The 23,625-nt window shown below is 64.6% G+C and carries 31 protein-coding genes and 1 pseudogene; 13 read left to right on the top strand and 19 right to left on the bottom strand.

The window, feature by feature from the left end:
* A pseudogene (locus PMN64_RS23640) lies at positions 1 to 208 on the bottom strand (hypothetical protein); the annotation flags it as partial.
* Positions 209 to 537: 329 nt separating this feature from the next.
* On the opposite strand from PMN64_RS23640, the gene PMN64_RS23635 reads away from it, so the two are divergent.
* Positions 538 to 1,782 (top strand): L,D-transpeptidase, encoded by a 1,245-nt coding sequence (locus PMN64_RS23635; protein WP_069279595.1) that lies wholly within the window; start codon positions 538 to 540, stop codon positions 1,780 to 1,782.
* A 101-nt stretch (positions 1,783 to 1,883) separates the two neighbouring features.
* Positions 1,884 to 2,624 carry a DUF4336 domain-containing protein gene (locus tag PMN64_RS23630; protein WP_411782365.1) on the top strand — a complete coding sequence of 247 codons (741 nt, stop codon included), beginning with the start codon at positions 1,884 to 1,886 and terminating at the stop codon, positions 2,622 to 2,624.
* A gap of 16 nt (positions 2,625 to 2,640) precedes the next feature.
* Here the strand turns inward: PMN64_RS23630 and PMN64_RS23625 are convergent, their stop codons facing one another.
* Positions 2,641 to 3,603 (bottom strand): D-2-hydroxyacid dehydrogenase family protein, encoded by a 963-nt coding sequence (locus PMN64_RS23625; RefSeq protein WP_411782364.1) that lies wholly within the window; start codon positions 3,601 to 3,603, stop codon positions 2,641 to 2,643.
* 118 nt (positions 3,604 to 3,721) lie between these two features.
* Positions 3,722 to 3,973 (bottom strand): hypothetical protein, encoded by a 252-nt coding sequence (locus PMN64_RS23620; RefSeq protein WP_028342986.1) that lies wholly within the window; start codon positions 3,971 to 3,973, stop codon positions 3,722 to 3,724.
* 273 nt (positions 3,974 to 4,246) lie between these two features.
* Between PMN64_RS23620 and ettA the strand changes: the two genes are divergently transcribed.
* Complete coding sequence (ettA, locus tag PMN64_RS23615) at positions 4,247 to 5,896, top strand: energy-dependent translational throttle protein EttA (RefSeq protein ID WP_194459149.1); 1,650 nt, start codon at positions 4,247 to 4,249, stop codon at positions 5,894 to 5,896.
* 165 nt (positions 5,897 to 6,061) lie between these two features.
* Positions 6,062 to 6,646, top strand: a complete 585-nt coding sequence (locus PMN64_RS23610) for a TIGR00645 family protein (RefSeq protein WP_028342988.1) — start codon at positions 6,062 to 6,064, stop codon at positions 6,644 to 6,646.
* Between the two features lie 20 nt (positions 6,647 to 6,666).
* On the opposite strand, the gene PMN64_RS23605 is transcribed toward PMN64_RS23610, so the two are convergent.
* Complete coding sequence (locus PMN64_RS23605; RefSeq protein ID WP_411782363.1) at positions 6,667 to 7,758, bottom strand: toll/interleukin-1 receptor domain-containing protein; 1,092 nt, start codon at positions 7,756 to 7,758, stop codon at positions 6,667 to 6,669.
* 83 nt (positions 7,759 to 7,841) lie between these two features.
* Here PMN64_RS23605 and PMN64_RS23600 point away from each other — a divergent pair, with 83 nt between their 5' ends.
* Positions 7,842 to 9,074: a lytic murein transglycosylase gene (locus tag PMN64_RS23600; protein ID WP_411782362.1), complete on the top strand. Its 1,233-nt coding sequence runs from the start codon at positions 7,842 to 7,844 to the stop codon at positions 9,072 to 9,074.
* 94 nt (positions 9,075 to 9,168) lie between these two features.
* Here PMN64_RS23600 and PMN64_RS23595 read toward each other — a convergent pair whose 3' ends face one another.
* Both PMN64_RS23595 and PMN64_RS23590 read right to left on the bottom strand, forming a co-directional pair.
* Positions 9,169 to 9,453, bottom strand: coding sequence for a hypothetical protein (locus PMN64_RS23595; protein ID WP_016843728.1), 285 nt, complete (start codon positions 9,451 to 9,453; stop codon positions 9,169 to 9,171).
* 236 nt (positions 9,454 to 9,689) lie between these two features.
* The gene (locus PMN64_RS23590; protein WP_016843729.1) at positions 9,690 to 9,995 is read right to left on the bottom strand and encodes a hypothetical protein; all 306 of its coding nucleotides are present in this window, start codon (positions 9,993 to 9,995) and stop codon (positions 9,690 to 9,692) included.
* 380 nt (positions 9,996 to 10,375) lie between these two features.
* On the opposite strand from PMN64_RS23590, the gene PMN64_RS23585 reads away from it, so the two are divergent.
* Both PMN64_RS23585 and bfr read left to right on the top strand, forming a co-directional pair.
* Positions 10,376 to 10,648: a bacterioferritin-associated ferredoxin gene (locus tag PMN64_RS23585; protein WP_016843730.1), complete on the top strand. Its 273-nt coding sequence runs from the start codon at positions 10,376 to 10,378 to the stop codon at positions 10,646 to 10,648.
* Positions 10,649 to 10,780: 132 nt separating this feature from the next.
* A complete protein-coding gene (gene bfr, locus PMN64_RS23580; protein ID WP_026193251.1) occupies positions 10,781 to 11,269 on the top strand; it encodes a bacterioferritin in 489 nt (162 codons plus the stop codon).
* Positions 11,270 to 11,366: 97 nt separating this feature from the next.
* On the opposite strand, the gene PMN64_RS23575 is transcribed toward bfr, so the two are convergent.
* The 5 genes from PMN64_RS23575 to PMN64_RS23555 form a co-directional block, all read right to left on the bottom strand.
* Positions 11,367 to 11,789: a hypothetical protein gene (locus PMN64_RS23575; protein ID WP_411782361.1), complete on the bottom strand. Its 423-nt coding sequence runs from the start codon at positions 11,787 to 11,789 to the stop codon at positions 11,367 to 11,369.
* Positions 11,790 to 11,977: 188 nt separating this feature from the next.
* Positions 11,978 to 12,331, bottom strand: a complete 354-nt coding sequence (locus PMN64_RS23570; RefSeq protein WP_028342992.1) for a hypothetical protein — start codon at positions 12,329 to 12,331, stop codon at positions 11,978 to 11,980.
* Between the two features lie 154 nt (positions 12,332 to 12,485).
* Positions 12,486 to 12,833: an MmcQ/YjbR family DNA-binding protein gene (locus tag PMN64_RS23565; protein ID WP_411782360.1), complete on the bottom strand. Its 348-nt coding sequence runs from the start codon at positions 12,831 to 12,833 to the stop codon at positions 12,486 to 12,488.
* Positions 12,834 to 12,850: 17 nt separating this feature from the next.
* On the bottom strand, positions 12,851 to 13,906 hold the full coding sequence (locus tag PMN64_RS23560; protein ID WP_411782359.1) for an alpha/beta fold hydrolase: 1,056 nt from the start codon (positions 13,904 to 13,906) through the stop codon (positions 12,851 to 12,853).
* Positions 13,907 to 14,005: 99 nt separating this feature from the next.
* Complete coding sequence (locus PMN64_RS23555; RefSeq protein WP_411782358.1) at positions 14,006 to 14,407, bottom strand: nuclear transport factor 2 family protein; 402 nt, start codon at positions 14,405 to 14,407, stop codon at positions 14,006 to 14,008.
* A 139-nt stretch (positions 14,408 to 14,546) separates the two neighbouring features.
* Here PMN64_RS23555 and PMN64_RS23550 point away from each other — a divergent pair, with 139 nt between their 5' ends.
* Positions 14,547 to 15,236 carry an ArsR/SmtB family transcription factor gene (locus PMN64_RS23550; RefSeq protein ID WP_411782357.1) on the top strand — a complete coding sequence of 230 codons (690 nt, stop codon included), beginning with the start codon at positions 14,547 to 14,549 and terminating at the stop codon, positions 15,234 to 15,236.
* Positions 15,237 to 15,251: 15 nt separating this feature from the next.
* Here PMN64_RS23550 and PMN64_RS23545 read toward each other — a convergent pair whose 3' ends face one another.
* A complete protein-coding gene (locus tag PMN64_RS23545; protein WP_016840968.1) occupies positions 15,252 to 15,497 on the bottom strand; it encodes a DUF2188 domain-containing protein in 246 nt (81 codons plus the stop codon).
* Positions 15,498 to 15,616: 119 nt separating this feature from the next.
* Here PMN64_RS23545 and PMN64_RS23540 point away from each other — a divergent pair, with 119 nt between their 5' ends.
* Both PMN64_RS23540 and PMN64_RS23535 read left to right on the top strand, forming a co-directional pair.
* The gene (locus PMN64_RS23540; RefSeq protein WP_411782356.1) at positions 15,617 to 15,883 is read left to right on the top strand and encodes a DUF2277 domain-containing protein; all 267 of its coding nucleotides are present in this window, start codon (positions 15,617 to 15,619) and stop codon (positions 15,881 to 15,883) included.
* 85 nt (positions 15,884 to 15,968) lie between these two features.
* A complete protein-coding gene (locus PMN64_RS23535) occupies positions 15,969 to 16,193 on the top strand; it encodes a hypothetical protein (protein WP_411782355.1) in 225 nt (74 codons plus the stop codon).
* 54 nt (positions 16,194 to 16,247) lie between these two features.
* Here PMN64_RS23535 and PMN64_RS23530 read toward each other — a convergent pair whose 3' ends face one another.
* Positions 16,248 to 16,775, bottom strand: coding sequence for a collagen-like protein (locus PMN64_RS23530; RefSeq protein WP_028342998.1), 528 nt, complete (start codon positions 16,773 to 16,775; stop codon positions 16,248 to 16,250).
* A 130-nt stretch (positions 16,776 to 16,905) separates the two neighbouring features.
* Between PMN64_RS23530 and PMN64_RS23525 the strand changes: the two genes are divergently transcribed.
* Positions 16,906 to 17,901, top strand: coding sequence for a hypothetical protein (locus tag PMN64_RS23525; protein ID WP_411782354.1), 996 nt, complete (start codon positions 16,906 to 16,908; stop codon positions 17,899 to 17,901).
* Positions 17,902 to 18,014: 113 nt separating this feature from the next.
* Here the strand turns inward: PMN64_RS23525 and PMN64_RS23520 are convergent, their stop codons facing one another.
* Together PMN64_RS23520 and PMN64_RS23515 are read right to left on the bottom strand one after the other, a co-directional pair.
* Entirely contained in the window at positions 18,015 to 18,275 is a 261-nt protein-coding gene (locus PMN64_RS23520; protein WP_016840962.1) for a helix-turn-helix domain-containing protein, read from the bottom strand.
* Between the two features lie 169 nt (positions 18,276 to 18,444).
* Positions 18,445 to 19,212 carry an SDR family NAD(P)-dependent oxidoreductase gene (locus PMN64_RS23515; RefSeq protein WP_028343000.1) on the bottom strand — a complete coding sequence of 256 codons (768 nt, stop codon included), beginning with the start codon at positions 19,210 to 19,212 and terminating at the stop codon, positions 18,445 to 18,447.
* 127 nt (positions 19,213 to 19,339) lie between these two features.
* On the opposite strand from PMN64_RS23515, the gene PMN64_RS23510 reads away from it, so the two are divergent.
* The gene (locus tag PMN64_RS23510) at positions 19,340 to 19,813 is read left to right on the top strand and encodes a hypothetical protein (RefSeq protein ID WP_411782353.1); all 474 of its coding nucleotides are present in this window, start codon (positions 19,340 to 19,342) and stop codon (positions 19,811 to 19,813) included.
* Positions 19,814 to 19,902: 89 nt separating this feature from the next.
* Here PMN64_RS23510 and PMN64_RS23505 read toward each other — a convergent pair whose 3' ends face one another.
* Positions 19,903 to 20,157, bottom strand: a complete 255-nt coding sequence (locus PMN64_RS23505) for a hypothetical protein (RefSeq protein WP_016840959.1) — start codon at positions 20,155 to 20,157, stop codon at positions 19,903 to 19,905.
* 259 nt (positions 20,158 to 20,416) lie between these two features.
* Between PMN64_RS23505 and PMN64_RS23500 the strand changes: the two genes are divergently transcribed.
* Positions 20,417 to 20,857, top strand: a complete 441-nt coding sequence (locus PMN64_RS23500) for a hypothetical protein (RefSeq protein ID WP_028343003.1) — start codon at positions 20,417 to 20,419, stop codon at positions 20,855 to 20,857.
* Positions 20,858 to 21,112: 255 nt separating this feature from the next.
* Here PMN64_RS23500 and PMN64_RS23495 read toward each other — a convergent pair whose 3' ends face one another.
* The 3 genes from PMN64_RS23495 to PMN64_RS23485 are packed head-to-tail and all read right to left on the bottom strand — an operon-like array spanning position 21,113 to position 23,605.
* The gene (locus tag PMN64_RS23495; RefSeq protein ID WP_411782352.1) at positions 21,113 to 21,694 is read right to left on the bottom strand and encodes a GDP-mannose pyrophosphatase; all 582 of its coding nucleotides are present in this window, start codon (positions 21,692 to 21,694) and stop codon (positions 21,113 to 21,115) included.
* Positions 21,695 to 21,713: 19 nt separating this feature from the next.
* Positions 21,714 to 22,163: a GNAT family acetyltransferase gene (locus tag PMN64_RS23490; protein WP_212056467.1), complete on the bottom strand. Its 450-nt coding sequence runs from the start codon at positions 22,161 to 22,163 to the stop codon at positions 21,714 to 21,716.
* A 14-nt stretch (positions 22,164 to 22,177) separates the two neighbouring features.
* On the bottom strand, positions 22,178 to 23,605 hold the full coding sequence (locus PMN64_RS23485) for an FAD-binding oxidoreductase (protein WP_411782351.1): 1,428 nt from the start codon (positions 23,603 to 23,605) through the stop codon (positions 22,178 to 22,180).
* Positions 23,606 to 23,625: the final 20 nt, after the last annotated feature.

Here is a 23,625-nt window from a genome sequence, read left to right as displayed (position 1 = left end):
ATCCTAAGTCTCGTGGGCTCGGAGATGTGTATAAGAGACAGGTCTCGGGCTGCTGCGCGAATTGCGGCTCGAGCGGCGCCCGGCGGGCCGGAATGCTGGCGAACTCTTCATGCGCCGCGCGAAACAGCGCGGCGGCCCCTAACCCGAACACCAGAAGCGAGGTCGCCAGCACGATCGCGGCGAACAGAAAACGAAGGCCGGGGAGCATGGGCGCGGGTTCCCCCTTCTGCGGGAGGGTCTTCGATGTCGAGGGAACGCGGTGACCACACAAGAAAGCCGGCGTCGCGAGCGCGAATCAGGCCGATTCGAAGATATCGCAACGTCCCGGGACTGTTTGTTACAAAATGCAGGTGATTGATGACTTTGGCCACGTGGACAAACATTCCGGGCCCGTGAGACATCTTTGTCGCAGCGTTGACGCGAAATCACAAAAGGCCCGGAATAGCCCGGGTTTCGCGGATTTGTCTTGAATGCGCCGCTATCTTCCTGCATTGGGCCGTTAACAGTCCGGTGTGGCTTGGGGACTATAACAGAGCAATGATGATCAACCGCATTCTGACGATTTGCGCTGCCGCGGCTCTCGGCGTGGCAGGAACCTCGCTTGCGCATGCGCAGCAGGGTTATCCGGCGCCCCAGGGCACCGCCTATTCGACGGCGCCCCAGCCCTACCCCCAGGGCAGCATGCCGGATTTCGACGCTCTCAATGACGATGACGGGCAGGATTCGGCTGCGCTGCCGCCGCCCGGCCCGGTGCTGTCGCCGAACGACCCGCGCTATGGCCGTCCGGCGAATGCGCCCGCCTATTCCGATCGCGGCGCGCCGACCGGTCCGGTGATGTCGCCGGACGATCCGCGCTATGGCCGTCCGATGAATGCTCCTCCGGTCTATTCCGACCGTGGCGCGCCGACTGGCCCGGTAATGTCGCCCGATGATCCCCGCTATGGCCGTCCGATGGGGCCGCCGCCGGTGATCTACGGCGATCGTCCGGGTGCGCAACAAGCCAATCGCGACAATGGCGTTCCGGCCGCCGGCGTTTCCTATGGCGACGACCGCGGCGGCATGCGACCGCCCGAGGGCGTTACCGGAGCCGTGCCGCAGCAGCAGGCGCCGGTCGATGCCAATGGCAAGCCGGTGCAGATCGCGGCGCTGCCGCCGGACGAGCAGCCCGAAGACGCCCCGGCGCAACTGCCGCCGAATCTGCGTCGCCAGGAAGTGTCGTTCGCGACCAAGGAGCCGGCAGGCACGATCGTTGTCGATACGTCGAACACCTACCTCTATTACATCCTGGGCAATGGCCGGGCGGTCCGTTACGGCGTCCGTGTCGGCCGCGACGGCTTCACCTGGACCGGCGTGCAGAAGATCACCCGCAAGGCCGAGTGGCCGGATTGGCATCCGCCGACTGAGATGATCGAGCGTCAGCCCTATCTGCCGCGCTTCATGGCCGGCGGACCCGGCAACCCGCTCGGCGCCCGCGCGATGTATCTCGGCTCGACCGTGTACCGAATTCACGGCACCAACCAGCCGTCGACCATCGGCAAGTTCGTCTCGTCAGGCTGCATCGGCATGCTGAACGAAGACGTCTCCGACCTGTTCGAACGCGCCAAGGTCGGCACCCGCGTGGTCGTGCTGCCCGGTGGTCCGCCGCCGGGAACGGCGACGGCTTCTGCCGCGCCCGCGAACCCGATGGCTCCCTCTGCGGCCCAGGCTCAGGCGGCCGCGCCGCTGCCCGGCACGCAGCCGACCACGGTGCAGCCGCTGCCCGCACCGGTGACGGTGCGCTAGGCCAACCGGCAAGTTCATCATTGAAAAAGGCGCGCGAACAGCGCGCCTTTTTTGTTGCAACAAGCCGCGCATCCCGACGTTGCCGCCCGGGAGGCAACGCGATGCAGGACGTCTGCGAGACCTATCCGCCGCTGAATACGCCAAAGCCTGTCGCCGATGACGTATGGATGATCGATGGTCCGATCATCCGGTTCGGCCCGCGCTGGTTCAAGATGCCGTTTCCAACGCGCGCGACGATCGTTCGTCTGCCGGGTGGGCGGCTGTTCATTCACTCGCCGACACCATTGCTGGCCGAGCTCAAGGCCGCAATCGTTGAGCTGGGCGTACCGCGCTGGATCATCGGTCCGAACCGTCTGCACTATTGGTGGATTCCGGAATGGCATGCTGCCTATCCGGACGCGCGCATCTTTCTTGCGCCCGGGATCAAGCAACAGGCGGGCAATCGGCTGAGCGAAGGCGAGTCACTGGAACGATCATCCGGCTATCCCTGGGATGAGTGGATCGCGACGCTGCCGGTGGCAGGCAGCTACATGACGGAGGTCGTGTTCTTCCATCTGCCGTCGCGGACATTGCTGCTGACCGACCTGATCGAGAATTTTGAGGCCGGGCGAGTCCGCTCGCCGTTGATGCGGTTCCTGACCTGGCTCGGGGGCGTGCGCGATCCTGACGGCAGCACGCCGCGCGACATGCGATTGACCTTCTCGCGGGACCGCGCGGCGCTGAAGACCATCGTCGCCCGCATGATCGAATGGAATCCGGAGCGGATCATTCTCGCCCACGGGCGCTGGTATGACCGGGACGGCCGCGCCGAGCTCGAACGCGCGTTCCGCTGGCTCGGCTAGCCGCAGTGAATGCTTTTCAGGCCAGGCGCCGCGGCGGCTCGTTGCCCTTGGTGAAGGTGTCGATGCACTCGGCCATCTGCTGATAATGCGCCTGCAGGCTCTCGCGCGTGGCATAGCCGAGATGCGGCGTGATCACGACGTTGTCGAGCTTGCGCAGCGGGTGATCCGACGGCAGCGGCTCGACCGAGAACACGTCGATGCCGGCGCCGGCGATCGTCTTGTCGCGCAGCGCCGCGAACAGGGCGTCCTCGTCGACGATCGGCCCGCGCGCGGTGTTGACGAGATAGGCCGACGGCTTCATGCGGGCGAGATCGGCGGCGCCGACCAGGCCGCGCGAGCGTGGGCTCAGCACGACATGGATGGTGATGATGTCTGATGTCGCGAACAGCTCGTCCTTGCTGGCATAGCCGACGCCGGCCTCATTGCACTTCTCCGGCGTCAGATTGGGGCTCCAGGCGATGACATTCATGCCGAACACCTTGGCCATGCCGGCGACTTTGCTGCCGAGCTTGCCGAGGCCGATGATGCCGAGCGTCTTGCCTTCGATCTCGGTACCGGCAAAGGTCTGCCACGCCTCGCCGGCGTGCATGCGCGCATTCTCGCGGCCGATGCCGCGGGTCAGTTCCAGGATCAGGCCCATGGTCAGGGGCGCGGTGGGATCGCGGCTATATTGGGTGCCGCACAACACCACCTTGCGCTCCTTGGCGGCCTCCATGTCGATCGCCGCGTTGCGCATGCCTGAGGTGATCAGGAGCTGCAGCCTGGGCAGCGCGTCGAGCAGGCTCTTCGGGAATGGGGTGCGCTCGCGCATCGCGCAGATGATCTCGAAATCCTTCAGCTTCGTCGCCGCTTCCGCCTCGCTCGCGAACGGCTTGTCGAACACGGTGACGTCGACCCGGTCCTTGACCTTTGGCCAGTCGGCCACCGAAAGCGCGATGTCAAAATAGTCGTCGAGGATTGCACAGCGGAGCCGCGTCATCGGGGAAGGTCCATTCAGGGTGAGGGCGACGGCGGGAGATCAACCGTCGGGATACCCGTCATGGTCGCGCGCAATCGGCAGGCGCGCAAGCGGCCGCGGTTTCAAAAAGCGGCGATTGTCACACGCGCGGAGACGGCTTCTGCGTCTTCGTGGAGCGGATATCGGCGAGCATCGCGCGGACCGCCGGCGACAGCGCCATCTGCTTGGCGCGGCAAGCCGGACCCGGGCCGCGCATATAGTGCAGTTCCGGCCGGTAGGGATTGAAAGCCTTGGCGACGAAGGCGCGCCAAAAGGCGCGGAATTCGGCGAACAGCGTCGCCTCGCCTTTGGTCGTCGGGCGCGGAAGGGGTGCTGAAATGATGGTAGCCATGACGTGGCCTCAACTGTTTTGGCCGCGGTTCTGCCGCGAAAATCGCCGTTTTTCGACGTTGAGAACGAGTTTTGGCCTGATTTATTAAAAGATGGTTTCAATTGTCGTGATTCGGCGCACACATGGCGTCGACCCCGTAATCATCCGTGGTGAAGCCGCGAAACGTGGTGAACGGACGGAAAACAGAGGCCCCGCGGTTGCGCTTTCGGGGGCCGGCCGTTACATCGGCGGCAGCAAAATTTCCACAAATCGGATCAATTCCAGGGACAGCGGATGGCTCGCCAGTTCATCTATTTCATGCAGGGTCTGACCAAGGCGTACCCGACCCGCAAGGTGCTCGATAACATCCATCTGAGCTTCTACCCGGACGCCAAGATCGGCGTGCTCGGCGTCAACGGCTCGGGCAAGTCGACCCTGCTCAAGATCATGGCCGGCCTCGACAAGGAGTATAACGGCGAGGCCTGGGTCGCCGAGGGCGCCCGCGTCGGCTATCTCGAGCAGGAGCCGCACCTCGATCCGGCACTCAACGTTCGTGAGAACGTCATGCTCGGCGTCGCCAAGCAGAAGGCGATCCTCGACCGCTACAACGAGCTTGCGGTCAACTATTCGGACGAGACCGCCGACGAGATGACCAAGCTGCAGGACGAGATCGAGGCCCAGGGCCTGTGGGATCTCGACAGCAAGGTCGACCAGGCGATGGACGCGCTGCGCTGCCCGCCCGACGATGCCGATGTCACCAAGCTGTCCGGCGGTGAACGCCGCCGCGTCGCGCTGTGCCGCCTGCTGCTCGACCAGCCGGAATTGCTGCTGCTGGACGAGCCGACCAACCATCTCGACGCCGAGTCGGTGTCGTGGCTGGAAGGCCATCTGCGCAACTATCCCGGCGCGATCCTGATCGTCACCCACGACCGCTACTTCCTCGACAACGTCACGGGCTGGATCCTCGAGCTCGACCGCGGCCGCGGCATCCCCTACGAGGGCAATTACTCGTCCTGGCTGGTGCAGAAGCAGAAGCGGCTCGAGCAGGAAGGCCGCGAGGACGCCGCGCATCAGAAGACGCTGGCCCGCGAGCAGGAATGGGTGGCGTCCTCGCCGAAGGCGCGCCAGGCCAAGTCGAAGGCCCGCTACCAGCGCTATGAGGAGCTGCTCAAGAAGGCGAGCGAGAAGCAGACCCAGACCGCGCAGATCATCATTCCGGTCGCCGAGCGGCTCGGCGCCAACGTCGTCGACTTCGAAGGCCTCAGCAAGGGGTTTGGCGATCGCCTGCTGATCGACGATCTCACCTTCAAGCTGCCGCCCGGCGGCATCGTCGGCGTGATCGGTGCCAACGGCGCCGGCAAGACCACGCTGTTCAAGATGATCACCGAGCAGGAGACGCCGGACAAGGGCACCATCACGGTCGGCGAGACCGTGCATCTCGGCTATGTCGACCAGTCGCGCGACGCGCTTGAGGGCAACAAGACGGTGTGGGAGGAGATCTCCGGCGGCAACGAGCTGATCCTGCTCGGCAAGAAGGAAGTCAATTCGCGCGGCTACTGCTCGGCGTTCAACTTTAAGGGCGCCGACCAGCAGAAGAAGGTCGGTGCGCTGTCGGGCGGTGAGCGCAACCGCGTGCATCTCGCCAAGATGCTGAAGTCGGGCGCCAACGTGCTGCTGCTCGACGAACCGACCAACGACCTCGACGTCGACACGCTGCGCGCGCTGGAAGAGGCGCTGGAGGATTTCGCCGGTTGCGCCGTCATCATCAGCCATGACCGCTGGTTCCTCGACCGCATCGCGACTCACATCCTGGCCTTCGAGGGCGACAGCCATGTCGAATGGTTCGAGGGCAACTTCCAGGATTACGAAAAGGACAAGATGCGCCGGCTCGGCCAGGACAGCATCATTCCGCACCGCGTGAAGTACAAGAAGCTGACGCGCTGATCGATTTGACGCTCGAACGCGGCCATCGCGCCGCGTTCGAGCGTTGCTCGTTGGCAGGATCGTGACGGCATCGCGGCGCAATCTGCGGCCAGTTGTCGCTTTTCAAGCGCGCGGGATTGCGTAGATAGAGCGCTCCCGCAAATCAAATTCTGCGAGCGCTCCACCATGTCCGCACTTTCCGAGGCGCGCGCCCCCGCAAAGGGCCGGTCGCTGCGTCCCGTTCCCATGCTGATCTTCGGATCGCGCTGGCTGCAATTGCCGCTCTATGTCGGCCTGATCATCGCCCAGGGCGTCTATGTCGTGCTGTTCCTGAAGGAATTGTGGCACCTGTTCGCCCATGCCTTCGATTTCAGCGAGCAGCAGATCATGCTGGCCGTCCTCGGCCTGATCGACGTCGTCATGATCTCGAACCTGCTCGTGATGGTGATCGTCGGCGGCTACGAGACCTTCGTCTCGCGCCTCAATCTGAAGGGCCACCCGGACGAGCCGGAATGGCTCAGCCACGTCAATGCCAGCGTGCTGAAGATCAAGCTGGCGATGGCGATCATCGGCATTTCCTCGATCCATTTGCTGCGCACCTTCATCGAGGCCGGCGCGCTGTCGTCAGGCAAGGGCAATTACACCGAGACCGGCGTGATGTGGCAGACCATCATCCACTGCGTCTTCATCCTGTCGGCGATCGGCATCGCGATCGTCGACAAGCTGTCGAACGATTCGATCGAGGGCGCCAAGCAGCAGGTTGGGCATTAGGGATGAACGGCGGCGCGGCGTCACCGCGCCGCGCGTGAGCCGAACAGTGCCGGCGCGGATCTGCCGAGCCATTCGGGGATCTGCGCCGCGCCGCGCGGAAATCCACGCGCCATCGCGAGGACGAACGCGGTCTGCCAGACGCCGAACAGCACCAGCCAGCCCAGCAAGGTCGGCAGCCTGACGATCGCGCCGTAAACCGTTCCGGCTGCGATGGCCGCGATCCAGGTCACGACGACGCTGTCGATCCGCCTGAACGCGGGGTTGGTCAGGAGCACGCCGAGAATGGTGATGGCTCCGCCGACAGCGCCGCCGATGCCGCCGATCAAAAATCCCATGTAGGGATTGTTGCCGAGCGTCTCGGTGATCTGGGCCGGGTTCGCGGCATTGCCCTCGATCGGCACGGTTCTCGCATACTGGCCGAGCGCCTGAAGCGTCACGGCGCTGGCATCGTAGGCCGCGATCCACGCCGCCGTCGTGATCGCGACCACCAGCGCCAGCTGAAACCGGTCCCTGGCGCCAAACATCACATTGCAGGTCGCGATCGCCGCGCCGAATATCACGCCGGGCAGGATCGTGATCCCGCCGGCGTCGGAGACGACGAACGAATATTGCAGGACGTTGAGCGCATAGGTCGCGACCAGGCTGCACAGGATGGCCGACGCAAGCGACAGCACGGCGAAGGGCAAAATCGATCGGTCGCGCGACTGCTCGCTTTTGGCTTCCAGCATGCGATCGACGGCGGCCCGTGTCTCGGCGGCCGCGCTGCCCTGAGGTTCGAGGATCGTGACCGCCTTGAGATAGGTCGGAACCTGGTCGAGCGGGGTCGGCGCCATCATCACCGGCAGCACGCGATTGCTGGGGTTCGGCCATTTGTTCCGGGCAAAGGCGAGCTCGCTCAGCGTGTAGCGTCCCCTGGTCACCGATTCCGGACTGATCAGGAACACCATAAAATCGCTGCTTTCGATGGCTTTTTCGACGCGCGCATCGAAGCTGTCGCCCGGCGGAAGATCGTCGTGCGAAAAGAAAACGTCATGGTCGCAATTGCGCAGGGACTGGGCGATGCTGTCAGCCTGCGATTCCAGTTCGGAGGGAAATGACAGAAATATGCGCATGGCAAAACTTACCACCCAGAATTGAATTCTGACAATTGCCGAATCCGCGTTGCAATGACCGTTTCCGCAGGGTGAGATCGATCATGAAATGGCCAGCCACCATTGTCGCATTCGCGCTGCTGCTTTGTGCGCCGCTGCAGCGGCCGGCATTCGCCGCCGATGCTGCGTTCACCCAGTTCATCGCCTCGCTGTGGCCGGAGGCCAAGGCCGCCGGCGTGTCGCGCGAGACCTTCGATCGCGAGACGCGCTCGCTCGAGCCCGACTACAAGCTGCCCGACCTGATCCTGCCCGGACGTCCCAAGACCGGCGCGCCGGCGCAGGCCGAGTTCGTGCAGGTGCCGGCCGATTACATCAAGGAAGCCTCGATCGCGCGGCTCGCCGCGGAGGGGCAGCGGCTGATGCAGAAGTATCGGCCGTCGCTCGATGCGATCGAGAAGCGGTTCGGCGTCCCGGCCACCGTCGTGCTGGCGATCTGGGGCCGCGAGACCGATTACGGGCGCTATTCGCTGCCCTACGACACGCTGCGCGTGGTGGCGACGCAGGCCTATGTCGGCCGTCGCAAGGATCAGTACCGCACCGAATTCATCCTCGCGCTGAAGATCCTCGGCGAGGGCGCGGTGACGCGCAAGGAGATGCGCTCCTCCTGGGCCGGTGCGACCGGCTACACCCAGTTCCTGCCGTCGGAATATTACAAGCACGGCGTCGATCTCGACGGCGACGGCCGCGTCGATATCTGGCATTCGGTGCCGGACGCGCTCGCCTCCGCCGCGCAGCAGCTGGTCAACAAGGGCTGGCAGCCCGGCGTGCGCTGGGCCTATGAGGTGCAGGCGCCGGCCAATGCCGACTGCACGATGGGCGTGCCTGAAGTGACGAAGCCGATCACCCAGTGGCTGCGCGCGGGCTTCGTGCCGGTGCGCGGGCAGAAGCTCAGCACCGCCGAGCTGGCGCAATCGGCGTCGCTGCTGCAGCCGGAAGGCAGCTATGGTCCCGCCTTCCTGACCACGCCGAATTACTTCGTGATCAAGGAATACAATTTCTCCGATCTCTACGTGCTGTTCGTCGGCCACCTCGCCGACCGCATGACGAGCCCGCAGCCATTCGCGACGCCATGGTCGGCATCGAAGCAGCTGCGCTCCGCCGATGTCGAGGCGATGCAGCAGCAGCTGACGAAGATCGGTCTCTACAAGGACAAGCTCGATGGCAAGGCCGGGATGCAGACCCGCGCGGCGCTCGGCGCCTATCAGAAGCAGGCCGGGCTGAAGGTCGATTGCTGGCCGAGCGAGGCGGTGCTGCGCGCGATGAACGGGCAGCGCTGACCGGGCTGGCTCGCAAGACCGCCTGGTGGCGCAAAGCAAAAACCCGGCCGCGAGGCCGGGTTTTCGAGTGTGATGCTGAAAACGTGTCGGTCGATCAGTCGCAAACCTGGATGCGACGGAAGCGCCAGCCGTAGCCGTCCCAGAAGCGCTCGCGAACCATGCGGCACGGGGCCTCTTCGACGTAAACCGGCGCCGGTGCGACATAGACCGGGGCGGGGCGAGCGCCTGCGATCGCGCCGCCCAGCAGGGCGCCGCCGATCAGGCCGCCGGCAACGCCGGCCGCGACGGCGCCGCCGTCACCAGCCTTGGCAGCCGGAGCAACGGCCAGCGAACCGGCAATCGTGGTAACGGCGACAAGGGCAGCTAAAGTCTTCTTCATGTCTTTGGCTCTCCTGGAAGGTGGTGGCGTCGTGGTCCGGCGCCGGGTTGAGGTGACTCGCACGCTGATCTCGAACTGCTGTCTTGCTAAACAGCGCAGAACAGTCAACCGAAAGTAAACGTCCGCAGGCTGATCGCGCAGAAAAGCGGTTTTTTCTGGCCATCTACAGCAGTTGTCCCGGAGAAACAGTCGGTTTTCCGGGACATCTGGTTCGATTTAATCGAGATGAACGGCGATCAATCGCAAACGCGGACGCTGCGAACGCGCCAGGTGTAGCCGTCCCAGAACCGCTGGCGCTGCCAGAAGCAATCGGGGCCGTAGCCGGGTTCGGCGACATAGGCCGGGCCGGGCGCATAGTAGCCGTATCCCGGACCGTAATAGCGGTTCTGCGATGCGATCGCGCCACCGACGATGGCGCCACCGATCAATCCCGCAGCGACGCCGGCGGCGACACCGCGTTGTGCCTGGGCGGGGGCGGGCACCGCCACAGTCGAAGCCGCCACAGCGGCAACGGCGCAAAGCGCCAGCAATGTCTTCTTCATGGCCTGACCTTTCTCACGGCAGCAGGGACAGCGTGCATTGGCGATCCGTCTCGCCGGAGGGTTCCATACTCAGCTTGAATGTTCAATGAACGACGCTGCCGTATTCGCGACCAAATGCTTGCAGCTTTTGGAATATCTTGCAACGCACAAGCCCGATAGCGCCCAGCGAGGCGCGTGCTCATGGCGGTCGGCGGCGAAGGAATCGCTTATTGGCCCGTAGCCACCCCGCGGGTTCGAACTCCGACCGATTTAGACTCATTCCAATATGAATCCCGCATCAGTTTGGAATTGCTACAAAAACCGCTTTTTCCTTTTGCATCGCGCGGGAGCCGACAATATCCATACTGGGAAGCATCACCGTTGGACCCCGCCTTGCTCCGATGATTGTCTGTTCCTGTAACGTCCTCAGCGACCACGATGTCCGCAATGCCGTCAATGGCGGTGGGTCCGTGACACGAAACGCCAAGCAGGTGTACGGCTGCCTCGGCTGCAGTGCCGAATGCGGCCGCTGCGCGCGCACCATCAAGGCGATCATCGACGAGGCGCTCGGTCCCTGCGCCAAGGCCTGCTGCTCCGGTTGCCCCCACAGCGGCCATCCGCACGCGGCCAACGAGGACGCCGAGCCGGCCGAATTCGCGCTCGCGGCCTGCTGATTTCACCAAATCCCTCCGAATCCGGTTATCCAGGCGCCGCTTCTACGAAGGGTTGCTCTTGCCGGTAATCTGATTTAGAAACATTCTAAATTCAGCGTCGGCCAAGGTTGGCCGCGACAGGTGGAGTGGATCATGCAAGGCGACCCGAAGGTCATCGATTATCTGAACAAGGGGCTGCGCAGCGAACTGACCGCCATCAATCAGTACTGGCTGCACTACCGGATGCTCAACAATTGGGGCCTCCTGGAGATGGCCAAGGTCTGGCGCAAGGAGTCCATCGAGGAGATGGAGCACGCCGACAAGTTCGTCGATCGCATCCTCTTTCTCGACGGCTTCCCGAACCTGCAGGTGCTCGATCCCCTGAAGATCGGCCAGGACGTCAAGGAGATCATCGAGTGTGACCTCGCCGCCGAGATCGGCGCCCGCACGCTCTACCAGGAGGCGGCGACCTACTGCCATGGCGTCAAGGACTATGTCAGCCGTGACCTGTTCGAGCAGCTGATGAAGGATGAGGAAGACCACATCGACTTCCTCGAGACCCAGCTCGACCTGATCAAGCGCATCGGCCTTGAGCTCTACACCCAGAAGCACGTCGGTCATCTGAAGGGCGAGGATTCCTGACCGGCTGTCTGCCGGCGCGCCGAGCGTCTGCCAAAATACGAGAGGCCGTCCTTGCGGGCGGCCTCTTTTGTTTTTGCGAACGGGATAGAGCTATTGGTCAGTAGCACCGCGTGATGTTGACGGTGCGGTCGCCGCCGCGTCCGGGCACGGTGACGCTCTCGGTGGGGCAGCTCGACACATAGGGGCGATCCGACGGCACCACGGCCGGCGGATAGCGATGTGCCCAATCCCAGGGCACGTCCTGGGTGTAGGTGTAGCGGACGTCGTTGGAGACCGGCGCCGGGACCTCGGCGGCGAAGGGAACGCTCGCCGCACCATCATAATATCCGCCCGCGTCCGGCAACACGATGCCGGGCACCCGCACATGATGGCGGAAGGCTGGATGGTGCGAGGAGAACGTGCCGCGCGCCGCGGATCCGGATCTCGCATAGGTTTCGGTCGGAGAAGCAAGCAGCAGCGCTGCAACGCCAAGGGAAGTCATCAGTGACGCCATCAGCGCCCCATATGTTCGATACGCCATTCTTCGAAGAGCCATGGCACGCACCAACTCGCGGTTACGGAGCATTTCTGCAGACGCTAGGCCGCGCCTCATGGCGCCCGCAAACTCATCCTTAATTATTGGTTAAAAAGTAAGGTTAACAGAGAGTAACTGTTTCAAATTGACGCGATCTCGCGCGCAGAGCTTCCCGCGCAGGCGGCGGGCGCCGTTCAGACAGCATCCGCCGGAACGAAGCAGCTGATGATGATGCTGCCGCGGTGGTGCACGTACCACACCACGGCCTCGCCGACCGGATTGCCGCGATCGCGGATCACGGCGCGCTCCGGCACCATCATCCACTCGCCCTCGATCGGCACCCAATAGGCGCCGCCCCGAACGTCGTAGCTGGTGCGATGGCCGTCGGAGATGTCGCAGCACGGCACGCCATTCGGCGCGATCACGCTCTTGAACCAGGCGCGGATATCGGGCGGCACGTTGTCGTATTGGCCGTTGTCGAATGCCAGTGCAGCGCCCGCCATCATGGCGAGCCACGCAAGCACCGCGACATGCGCGAGTCTTCGCATTGCCTTCCTCCGGCGAAAACTTCTACGTGACCCGTGCGTAGCGTCGCGCGAATCCGGTGTTTGCGCGATTAGGCACGAACCGCGCGCGGGATGCATGCTCAAAGAATCAGCGAAACCGCGCAGGCGGGCGTGATGCAGTGCGGGAAGGTTGCGCTCAGGATGGCTTCTTCGTGCGCGCGTTCTTCGCGGCTTTCAACGCGATATTGTCTCGCGCCATTTTGAGCGCGCTGCGCAGCGTGATCTGGTCCGCTCTCGCGAGGCGGACATTGGTGCTGCCGCTCTTGCCCCAGCCGCCCGGCACCGGCCGGAAAATCTCCGGCTCGGCCTCGACCACCATGGCCTGCTGCTCGGGTGTCAGCTTCACCATGCCCCAATCCTGGTCGGGATAGCCGAGTGTCGCGAAGATGCGCTTGCCGACGCGGAAATCGGTTGTGCCGTGATGCGCGCCTTCAACGACCTCGGGCAGGCTGAGCGCAATGCGGCGGAAGCGATCAGCGGACATCGCCCTGACCTCGATGGCTACATCGTCGGCGCCGTCTGCAACACTTCCTGCAATTGCCTGGCATAGAACTTCGCATCGCCGGTGGTGAGATGGCCGCGTGTCTCGCTGCTTGCCGGGATCAGATCAATCTTGCCGTTCCTGACCCGCTTCACGGCAGCTTCGGTGACGCCGGTCTCCGGCGGATTGCGTTCGTCGTCGGCGGCATTGATGGCAAGCAGGGTTGCCTCGATCTTCTCCAGTCCGGCGGAGGGATCGTAGTCGTGCGAGGCCTCCCATTGATAGATGTAGTCATTGGCATCCGCGGTGACCGGCAACGCCAGCTGGTCGTCGACCATCTTGTCGGCCTGCGCTGCGGTCGGCGCCAGCGCCTGGTAATTGAGCGTGCCACCGGCGCTGGCGAAGCGATAGGCGGCGATGGCGTATTTCATCATCCGCGGCTGGCTGGTGTAGTTGCCGCCGTTGTAGTCGGGATCGTTGCGGATCGTTTCCAGCATCGTCCGCCGCAGCATCCAGTTGCGTGCCGCCATCGCGGTCGGCTGCGAGGCCATCGGCACCAGCACGTCCATCATCCGCGGATAGCGCACGCCCCAGATCCAGGTGTGCATGCCGCCCATCGAGTTGCCGATCACGAGCCGCAGATGCTTGATGCCGAGCCCCTCGGTGACGAGCCTATACTGCGCGTCGACCATGTCGTTGTAGTCGTATTTCGGAAAGCTCGTCCGCATCGCGTCCGACGGCTTCGACGATTTGCCGTGCCCGATGCCGTCGGGGATGATGATGTAGTATTTCGCCGCGTCGAGCGGCTGCCCGGGGCCGAACAACTGGCCGGCAAAGCTCGGCGTCAGCATGCTGGCGGCCGAGCCGCCGGAGCCGTGCAGCACCAGCACCGGCTGTCCGGTTGGCGCGCCGACCGTGGTGTAGTGCAGCCGCAGTTCCGGCATCACCTCGCCGCTGTGAAACTTGAAGTCCTTCGCGGTCCACTCGCCATCCTGCGGTGTGGGGTAATCTGCAGCCATGGCCGGTACCGACATCGAGACGAGAGCGGCCGCAAGCGCCGCGCATAAACGGATCATGGTGCTTCTCCCCACGCACGGCGCATTTGTCCAGCCGCGTCGGTGCAAGCCTAGCATGACGGAAAGCGTCGTCCACGCGCCTGACGCAGAAGTGTCCGGTTAACTCGCCTTCAGCACGTTGAGTGCGTACCAGCCCCAATAGACGCGGTGACGCTGGATCAGGCCGTGCCCGATCTCCATGACCTCGACGAGATCCATCTGGTCGCCGTCCGGAGACTGCCGCGGATATTCCCAGGTAAGGACGCGGTCGTCGCTGAAGAAGCCCTGCTTGAAGCGCCGCCGTTGCGGCGGGTTGGTGCGGAACACGCGCGTGATGAACTCGCGCAGCGCGTCGCGGCCGCGGACGAACCCGTCTTTGGTCTGCATCAAATGCTGCACCAGCGGGCTCTCGATCGAGGCGTCGGCTGCGTAGAGCGCGAGCGCCGCCTCGAGGTCCTTGTTGCCGAGCGCTTCATCCCAGAGCCTGTGGATGCGTTCCGCGTCGTTGCTGCCAGCTGTCATGATTGTTCCCTTGTGTTTGGTCGACTGCCGCCCATTTGAGCGGAAGAGGCCGCCGCGACGTTTCAGGAAAATCTGAAATGAGCTGCGCGGCACGGCGAATGCGGGTAGGACGTTTCGGCGCGATCCGGAGGACGATGCGGTGGGATCATCCCAAGCCCTGCAGACAGGATTTTCGCGGATCGCCGAGGCCTTGGGCGATCCGGTCCGCGAGGCGATGGTCAGTGCGCTGGCCGACGGCAAGGCGTTGCCGGCGGGCGAGCTTGCTGCGGTCGCCGGCATTTCGCCGCAAGGCGCCAGCGCGCATTTGCAGAAGCTGGTCGACGCCCGCGTGCTGTCGGTGTGGGCACAGGGCAGGTTCAGATACTACCGGATCAGGGACGACGACGTCGCGGCGCTGATCGAGAACCTCGTCGATCTTGCGGCCAAGGCCACCGTGGGGCGGCGGCGTGCGATGCCGGCCGAGCAGCTCAGGCAATCGCGCACCTGCTACCACCACCTTGCGGGTCAGCTCGGCGTGCTGCTGTCGAATGCGCTGATCCGCCGCCGCCTCGTCGTGATCGACGGCCGCGATGGTCGCGTGACCGAGCAGGGGTTGGCCTGGTGCCGGGCCGAGGCGATCGATTTCGATCCGGCGCGGCAGCCGCATCTGCGGCTCTGCAATGACTGGACCGAGCGCGTGCCGCATCTCGCCGGTCCGTTTGCCAATGCCGTGCTGACGCGGCTGGTCGAGATGCGCGGCGTTGCGCCGCATCGGATTCCACGCGCATTGCGGATCACCGATCGGGGGCGGGCGTTCTTCGACCGGCTCGGCGTCCAGGTTCCGTTCTGAAGGCGACGAGGTGAACTAGCGGCCGTCCTCGACCTCGGTCTCCGGGCGGTCGTTGCCGGAGGCGGTTTCGGTCAGCCATTTGCCGTCCGACGTCTCGTACTGGATCGCCTCGGTGCGGCCGGGGACGCGCTGCTCGTTGGCGGCGCGTCGGGCAGCGGCAAGGGCCGCGGCGTGGGTAGGAAATGGTTCCGAGAACACCCCGTTGACGGTATAGGCCCAGCCGCCGTCGTGCTGGACGACCTTGTAGATCACGTGGCTCATCCGGAACCTCGCTCCACCGTGGACGATGAGACTGCCAGAATAGACCACGATGTCGTATTTTGCAGCAGCCGATCGTCCTTGAGAGAGCCGCCCCGTTGCCGCGGGCGAGGGAGACCGACATGTGCCGCAATATCAAGACGCTGTTCAACTTCGAGCCGCCCGCCACCGAAGACGAGATCCACGCCTCGGCGCTGCAGTTCGTGCGCAAACTGTCCGGCTTCAACAAGCCGTCGCACTCCAATGAGGCCGCCTTCAACCTGGCCGTGGCCGAGGTCTCGACCGCCGCGCGCAAGGTCCTGATCTCGTTGCAGACCACGGCACCCGCGCGCGATCGCGAGGTGGAGGCGGAGAAGGCGAGGGAGCGTTCGCGCCTGCGGTTTGGCTGAGGGCGGGGCGTACCGTGATGCAGATCACGGTGCGGCACCACGCGTCCGGGCATCGGTGCCGTTCACCCGATCCCGGAGCAACGCCATGAAGCCTGCCCTGCTCACGTCCTGTTCGATCGCGTTCGCCGTGCTCTGGACCTGCGGCATGCTGTGGTCGAGCGGGACGATCGACCTTGCCAACGTCATCATCCTGTCGGCCTGCGGGGCGTTCGCGGGCGTTGCCTGGTACTACGCCATGCGCTGGGTCTTCCAGCTCATGCACCTCGCTCGGCCCTCCGATCCTCCGGCCAATCCGGGCGCGGAGCGGTAGGCATCGGGTGCGACACGGACAGAGCTGGCCGTGTCGTCGCGAGGACAAGAGGGGTTACTTCTTGTCCTTCTTGCGGTGCTTCTTCTTTTTCTTGTGATCGTCGTCCTCGTCGTCATCTTCCGCGAAGTCGATGGCGTCGACGTCAAGCGCGATCGCCTCCGCTGCCGCGCGCTCGGCGGCATCGCGCTCGGCGAACTCGGCGGCTTCACGCTCCCTGGTGCGCTTGTAGTCTTCCCAGGCGTCGAAGATCATGTGCAGCCACGGCATCACCTGCTCGATCGACGGCAATTGTCCGGGCGGCCCGGCTTCACCGCGCGGGCCGGCCGGTCCCTGCGGTCCCTGTGGACCAGCTTCGCCGCGCGGACCCTGCACGCCCGCCTTGCCTTGCGCTCCCGGCTTGCCCTGGGGCCCCGCCTTCCCAACCAGTCCGGGCTTGCCCTGCGGACCCGGCTTGCCGCGCGCACCTTCCGGCCCCGGCCGCCCCGGATGTCCTTGCGGACCGGGCCGACCCGGCTCGCCCTGACGGCCCTGCGGCCCCTGCGCCCCTCGTGACCCCTGGCGGGAGATTGTCTCGTCAGCCACTGATATGCTCCGTCGCGATTTCAGGCCGCTTGTAACAGAGGTTGGATGACGGCTTCAATTCTGCCCGGCGCCGCTGATGCAAGCGATCAACAGTCATAATTCGATGCGAAGATCGTGACGGGAGGACGCGTTGCGGATTCTGAACGACATGCGCGGCGCAGTTGCAGGCGACGCAACAGGGGCGCTGACGTTCGACATCGTGGTGACGCGGCACGATCTGCGCGATGAAGCGGCGTTTCGCAACACCGGCGTCCTCGATCTGTATGCCGGGCTGTTTCCTCCGAACGAGCGCGACGCCCCCGACGACATTGTGCGCTGGGTGCTGTCAGATGATGTCGGCGAGCGACGAGAGTTCAGCGTCGGCGGTCGGAAGCTGTCATATTGTCTCGACTCGCGCTGCTTCATCCTGCGCGCGGAGGGGGGCGCGATCGGCCTCGGTTTCTTCACATACGATCACGCAAGCGAGCTGATCTACTGCAACTATGTCGGCGTCGCGAAGGCATGGCGCGGCGGCGGCATGGCGCGCCGGTTCTATCGCGAGATGATCGAGATGCTCGACGCGCTGTTTCCACGCAATATCGGCGTGGTTCTTGAGGTCGAGCCGTACGATCGCGATCGCCTGGAGGCGATCATCGGTGATCTCGAACGAACGGGCGTGAGGCAGCTCGCGGCGGATCAACAGACCGAGATTCGCAGATTGCTGCGCGTCAGCTGGTACGACAAGCTCGGCTATTGCTTCTTCTGCGACGCGCGCGGGATGCAGCCGCTTGAGTGTCGCTCGCCATGCCTCGACCCATCGCTATTGCCATCCGCTTGGGGCGGCGCGGAGGAAAATTATTGGTTGGCCTGGCAGTCGCGGACCGGTGCGCCCTCGGCGGAGGGCGAGCGCGCGGGTGAGCTCTGGCAAAGAGCCGTCGCTGCGATCTATGTCGAGATCCTCGCAAAATCACTGGTCGACGACGATCCGAAGGGGCGGCGCGACTATTGGGACTATGCGACGGCGCTGGTCGCGCAGACGCTGCAACAGGCCGCGACGACCGAGGTGCGTCTCGCTCGCTGCCTCAATGCCGACGGCAGCGAGCTATTGTCGCGCTGGCGGCGGCTTTCGATCGACCTGCCGATCTAGCGTCGACGTGCCGCAAGAGCGTGATGAGATCGGGTTGAATCGTCATCACGCTTAGCTCGTTGTCCGAACATGATCGTCCCGGAAAGCCGCTTCGCACGGTTCCGGATCTTGCTCTAGGCTGCGGCGTGCTCGCTCAGCGGCACGTCGATGCCGTCGGCCGAATATTCGCGGATCTTGTTCCGCAACGTCCGAACCGACAGCCCGAGCACGCGCGCGGCGCGGGTGCGATTGCCGTCGCAGCGCGCAAGCGTTTGCAGCACGAGCTCGCGCTCGACTTCATCGACGGTCGCGCCGATCAGCAGTGGGACGATTTCATTTGGAGCCAGCGACGGCAGCAGCGCTTCCGGCGACGGTACGGTGGACGCGTAAGACATGAACTCCTCCCGATCAACGCCCGCTTCGTCGGTGAAGCGAAGACATCGAGAACTAACTACCCCGTAGATCCACGGTGTGCCGGTTTGGTTAACAAGTCCTTAACGTGGCCCTAACTCCCTGCTCTGTAAGCAAAATACCCAGAAATCGCCACGATTGCGGTTCCATCCGTCACAATGTGCGGTATCCGCCATCGACCATCACGATCGATCCCGAGACATAGGCCGACAGGTCCGAGGCGAGGAAGATGGCGGGGCCGACGATGTCCTCCGGCTTGCCGGCGCGGCCGAGCGGGGTGTGGTCCATGAAGACCTTGACGAGGTCGGGATTGGTGGCGCGCACCTTCTCGTTCAACGGCGTCTCGATGAAGCCCGGCCCGATCGCATTGACGCGCACACCATCCTTGCCGAGCTCGGCGGCCAACGCCTTGGTGAAGCCGAGCACGCCGTGCTTGGAGGCGGTATAGGCCGGCGAACTCGGCGTGCGCAGATGCACGAAGGACTGGATCGAGCCGATGTTGACGATGCGTCCCTTGTTCTTGCGCAGCGGTGCGAGGAACGAATGCGTCACGTTGAAAACGCCGGTGAGATTGATCGAGATGATGTCTTCCCAATCCTTGATCACGGCCTCGTCGGTGCCGAGCATGCCGTTGCGGCGCGCGATGCCGGCATTGTTGACCAGGATCGAGACCGGCCCGACCTTGTCGGCCACTTGCTTTGCCATCGCGACGCAGGCGTCGCGATTGGTCACGTCGAGTGCAAAGCTCTCCGCCTTGCCGCCGGCACTGCGGATCTCCCTGGCCGCTTCCGCCGCCGCATCGCCGTTCATGTCGAGCAGCACCACGCGCGCGCCCTCGCGGCCGTAGCCCAATGCGATGGCGCGCCCGATACCCGAGCCTGCCCCGGTAATGACGGCGATGTGATTGTCGAGAAGGGCCATGGCGTTTCCTTGTTCTGATTTGTGAGCGTTGTCGACAACACTATTCAAAACTGCGCCAACCGAAACGCCAAGCCGCGTTTGCGCGTTGCTGTTATCCGGATTCGGATGACAGTTACGGACCGCGGACATGGACCCGAATATCAGACACTGGAAAGTTGCGATCGAGCGCTTTTGCGCGGCGCCGGATCCGGACTATCGCGAGATGGCCAAAATGGTCGCGGAGATCGCCACGACCGAGATCGACGAGACACTGCGGCATGCGGCCGCACAGGTGCTGCCGATCCTGCGCCAGGCGGCGCTGAAATCGGCCGACTGCCGCACCAAAGCGATGGCGCTGCGCCGTCTCGGCATCATCGGCGACGCACTGCACATGCTGTCGGTGCCGCGGTTCGGCCGGCGCGGCCTGGCGCCGAAGGCGCTGACGCAGGAGGAGCAGTACCGGCAATTGCTCGGCCTGCCGTTCGGCCGCCGGCTCGCAGCGACCGAAGTCCATCAGGCTTTCAAGCGCGCCGCCAAGACGGTGCATCCCGACGGTGGCGGCAACGGTGCGGCATTCCTCGAACTCGCCGCCGCGCGCGACGCCCTGATCAAGCATCACTGACGCTGGATCGCGTCACTACCTGACAGCACAAGGGCGGACGCCGCGCTGTTGCCGGGTGTCCGCCCTGTGCGTGATCGAATGGCGTTCGCTCAGAACGAGCAGGTGCCGTTGTTCAGGAGGCCGGTCTTGTAGCTGAACGCGGCGTCGAAGGTCGGCAGCTCCTCGCTGACGATGGAGAAGTTCGCCGGCCACGGCGTGGTCGGGATGCTCTGGTCCCAGATCTGGCAGAAGCCGGTGTCCTGCCAGCGGATCAGATGATAGGGCGTGGCGCTGGCCGGGCTTGCCGCGGCAAGCACGGACACGGTGGCGGCAATAGCGGCACAGGCAATCGCAAGACGACGCATGGGAAATCTCCGGTTTGAAAAATGAATGCTCCACGGGGCAATCCTGGAGCTCAGGGGCCGATCGCCCCGGACATGCAGTGAGTGTTGCAACCCCGGGAACAGGTTCAACACTGGTCGTGCGAAAGCACCCATCAGCAAATCGGCCATCGCTGTGCCAAATTGCGCCTGTTTACGCGCTTGTTACAGTCGGAGCATCGCGATTCGCAGCCGTGTCGCGACGCGAACAAATCGACGAGAGCAAATCCTGGGGAGACCGCACATGAAATTTTCATCCACCCTTCGCGCCGCGCTGGTGGCGCTGCTGGCGTTCACCGGCCTTGCGTTCTCTTCCGCCGCCCGTGCCGACAGCGGCTTCGTGACGCTCACGATCTACAAGGCCGGATGGATCATCGGCGGCTCCGGCGGCAGCGGCGTCTTGACCTTCCGCGGCCGCTCCTACCGGCTCTCCACCGGCGGTCTCGACTACGGCCTGGTGTTCGGCGGCTCCAAGACCGTGCTGCGCGGCCGCGTCAGCAACATCAACCGTCCGTCCGACGTTGCCGGCGTCTACGGTGCGGCCGGCGCGGGGCTTGCCGTCGGACGCGGCGCGCGCGCGATCGTGCTGACCAATCAGAAGGGGGCGGTGCTTGAATTGACCGGACACCAGGTCGGTCTGATGGCCAACGCCGATCTGAGCGGCCTTGCGATCACGATGCGGTAGAGCATTTCGTTCAGTTTATTCCCGTCATCCCCGCGCAAAGGCTTGGCCTTTGTCGCTGGAGGAGCGCGTCTTCGCGCGTCTCGAAGGATGCACGGCCCGGCTGGTGGCCGATTCATCCTTCGAGGCTCGCCGAAGAGGCTCGCACCTCCAGCGACAATGGCATAGCCATTGCGCAGGGATGACGGGGATAGCTAGTCTAAAGCGTTGAGTGCGCGAGGCCGCAAGGCCCCGGCAAGCCTCGGGGCGAGGCGGCGTTCACCTGAACAGATGCAGCGCGGCGTATTGCAGCAGCATGATGGTCTTGGCGTCGACGATGCGCCCGTCGCTGATCATGGCGAGCGCGTCGTCGATCGAGAGCTCGAGCACCTCGATGTCCTCGCCCTCGTCGGCGAGCCCGCCGCCGTCACCGATGCGCATCGCGGCGTCGTATTCGGCGACGAAGCAATGCAGCTTCTCGGTCACCGCGCCCGGAGACGTGAAAGCCTCGAACACCTTGCGCACATGCGCGAGCCGGTAGCCGATCTCTTCCTCCGCTTCGGCGCGGATGCGTGCTTCCGGCTCGGCATCGTCGAGCATGCCGGCGGCAGCCTCGATGAGCAGACCGTCATAGCCGTTGGCGAAGGCGGGGTAGCGGAACTGGCGCACCAGCACGACGCTGCGGGTCGTCAGATTGTAGGGCAACAGCGCCGCGCCGTTGCCGCGGTCGTAGACCTCGCGCACCTGGGTCTGCCATTCGCCGTTGGCGCGCCGGTAATCGAACGTCGCGCTCTTCAGCTCGTAGCGGCGCTTCGAGAGCAGCTCGACGTCCTTGACGCGGACGCGGTCGGCGATGCTCATGCGTTGATCCTCAACTCTCTCACGGCGTCGCTTCGCGACCGTCGAGCCATTTGGCCAGCATCACCGAGGTCGATTCGTCATAGCCGAGCGATTGGTAGAACGCGCCGGCCTTGGCGTTCTCCCGCCGCACCAGCAGTTGCAGCTTCGGCACGCCGGCGGCGCGCAGCCAGTCCTCGGCCGCTGCCATGATGGTGCGGCCAAGTCCCTTGCCCTGGCGGTTGGGATCGACCGCGACGTAATAGACCCAGCCGCGATGACCGTCGTGGCCGACCATCGCGGTCGCGACGATCGCATTGGCGTCGCGGCCGACCAGCACGGCCGAGTTCGGTCCGCGCCGCGCCAGCGCGATGTCGGCGGCAGGATCGTTCCACGGCCGCGTCAGGCCGCAGGCCTGCCACAGCGCGACGACATCGGCGATGTCGTTATCGGTGATCGGTGCAATGGCGAGGGAGGCAGAGGAGGAGGGCATCGTCGCCTGCGCGGTCACAGCACCTTGCCCGGGTTCATGATGCCGAGCGGATCGAGCATCGCCTTGACCTGCCGCATCAGCTCGATCGCGACCTTGTCCTTGACGTCAGGCAGTTCGTCGCGCTTGAGCACGCCGATGCCGTGCTCGGCCGAAATCGAGCCGCCCATCCGCAGCACGATCTCGAACACGACGGCATTCACGTCGTGCCAGCGCGCCAGGAAGTCGGCCGCATTGGCGCCGACCGGCTGGCTGACATTGTAGTGGATGTTGCCGTCGCCGAGATGGCCGAACGGCACCGGCCGCGAACCCGGGATCAGCTTCACCACCGCCGCATTGGCCTCCTCGATGAAGGCGGGCACGGCGGCGACCGGCACCGAGATATCGTGCTTGATCGAGCCGCCTTCCGGCTTCTGCGCCGCCGACATCTCGTCGCGCAGCTTCCAGAACGCCTGGCGCTGGCTCAGATTGGCGGCGATCACGGCGTCGTCGACGATGCCGTCCTCCATGCCCTGGGCCAGGATCGCCTCGAGCGTGTCGCGTGCATCGTCGCGCGACGACGACAATTCCATCAGCACGTACCAGGGATGCTTGCTGGTCAGGGGATCGCGGATATCGATGCCGTGGCGGATCGAGAAGTCGACCGCGACGTCGGCGAGCAACTCGAAGCTCGTCAACGCACCGGCCGCTTGATCGCGCGAGATCGACAGCAGCTTGAGCGCGGCCGCGGGCGACTTCAGACCGACATAGGCGGTCTCGACCGCACGCGGCCGCGGAAACAGCTTTAGCGTCGCCGCGGTGATGATGCCGAGCGTGCCTTCTGCGCCGATGAAGAGGTTGCGCAAATCGTAGCCGGTGTTGTCCTTTTTCAGCTTCGACAGCGCGTTCAGCACGCGGCCGTCAGCCAGCACGACCTCGAGCCCGAGTGCCATTTCGCGCGCCACGCCATAGGCGAGCGCTCCGGTGCCGCCGGCATTGGTCGAGAGGTTGCCGCCGATCGTGCAGCTGCCTTCTGCGCCGAGCGAGAGCGGAAACAGCCGATCGACGTCGGCTGCCTTCTGCTGCGCGATCTGCAGCACCACGCCGGCCTCGCAGGTCATGGTGTTGGATTCGACGTCGATGTCGCGAATCTTGTCCAGCCGCCGCAGCGAGACCACGACCTCGCCATTGTGCGGCGTCTGGCCGCCGACTAGGCCGGTGTTGCCGCCCTGCGGCACCAGCGCGATCCTGTGCTCGGTCGCAAGCTTGCAGATCGCGGCGACCTCGGCGGTCGAACCGGGGCGCAGCACCAGCGGCGAGCGGCCGTGGAACAGGTCGCGCTCCTCGGTGACGTAAGGCTTGATGTCGGCTGCGTCGGTCACCGCATATTTCGCGCCGACGATGGCGCGGAATTTTTCAAGCAATTCGGGCGGAAGCGGCGGCACCGCTGATTGGACGATGTTCATTTTTTCTTGGTCTTTCACTC

Source organism: Bradyrhizobium sp. UFLA01-814 (assembly GCF_046718885.1).
GTDB classification, from domain to species: Bacteria; Pseudomonadota; Alphaproteobacteria; order Rhizobiales; family Xanthobacteraceae; genus Bradyrhizobium; species Bradyrhizobium elkanii.
Note: the sequence above shows the minus strand (reverse complement) of the source record. Positions and strands in the feature narration are given on the sequence as shown.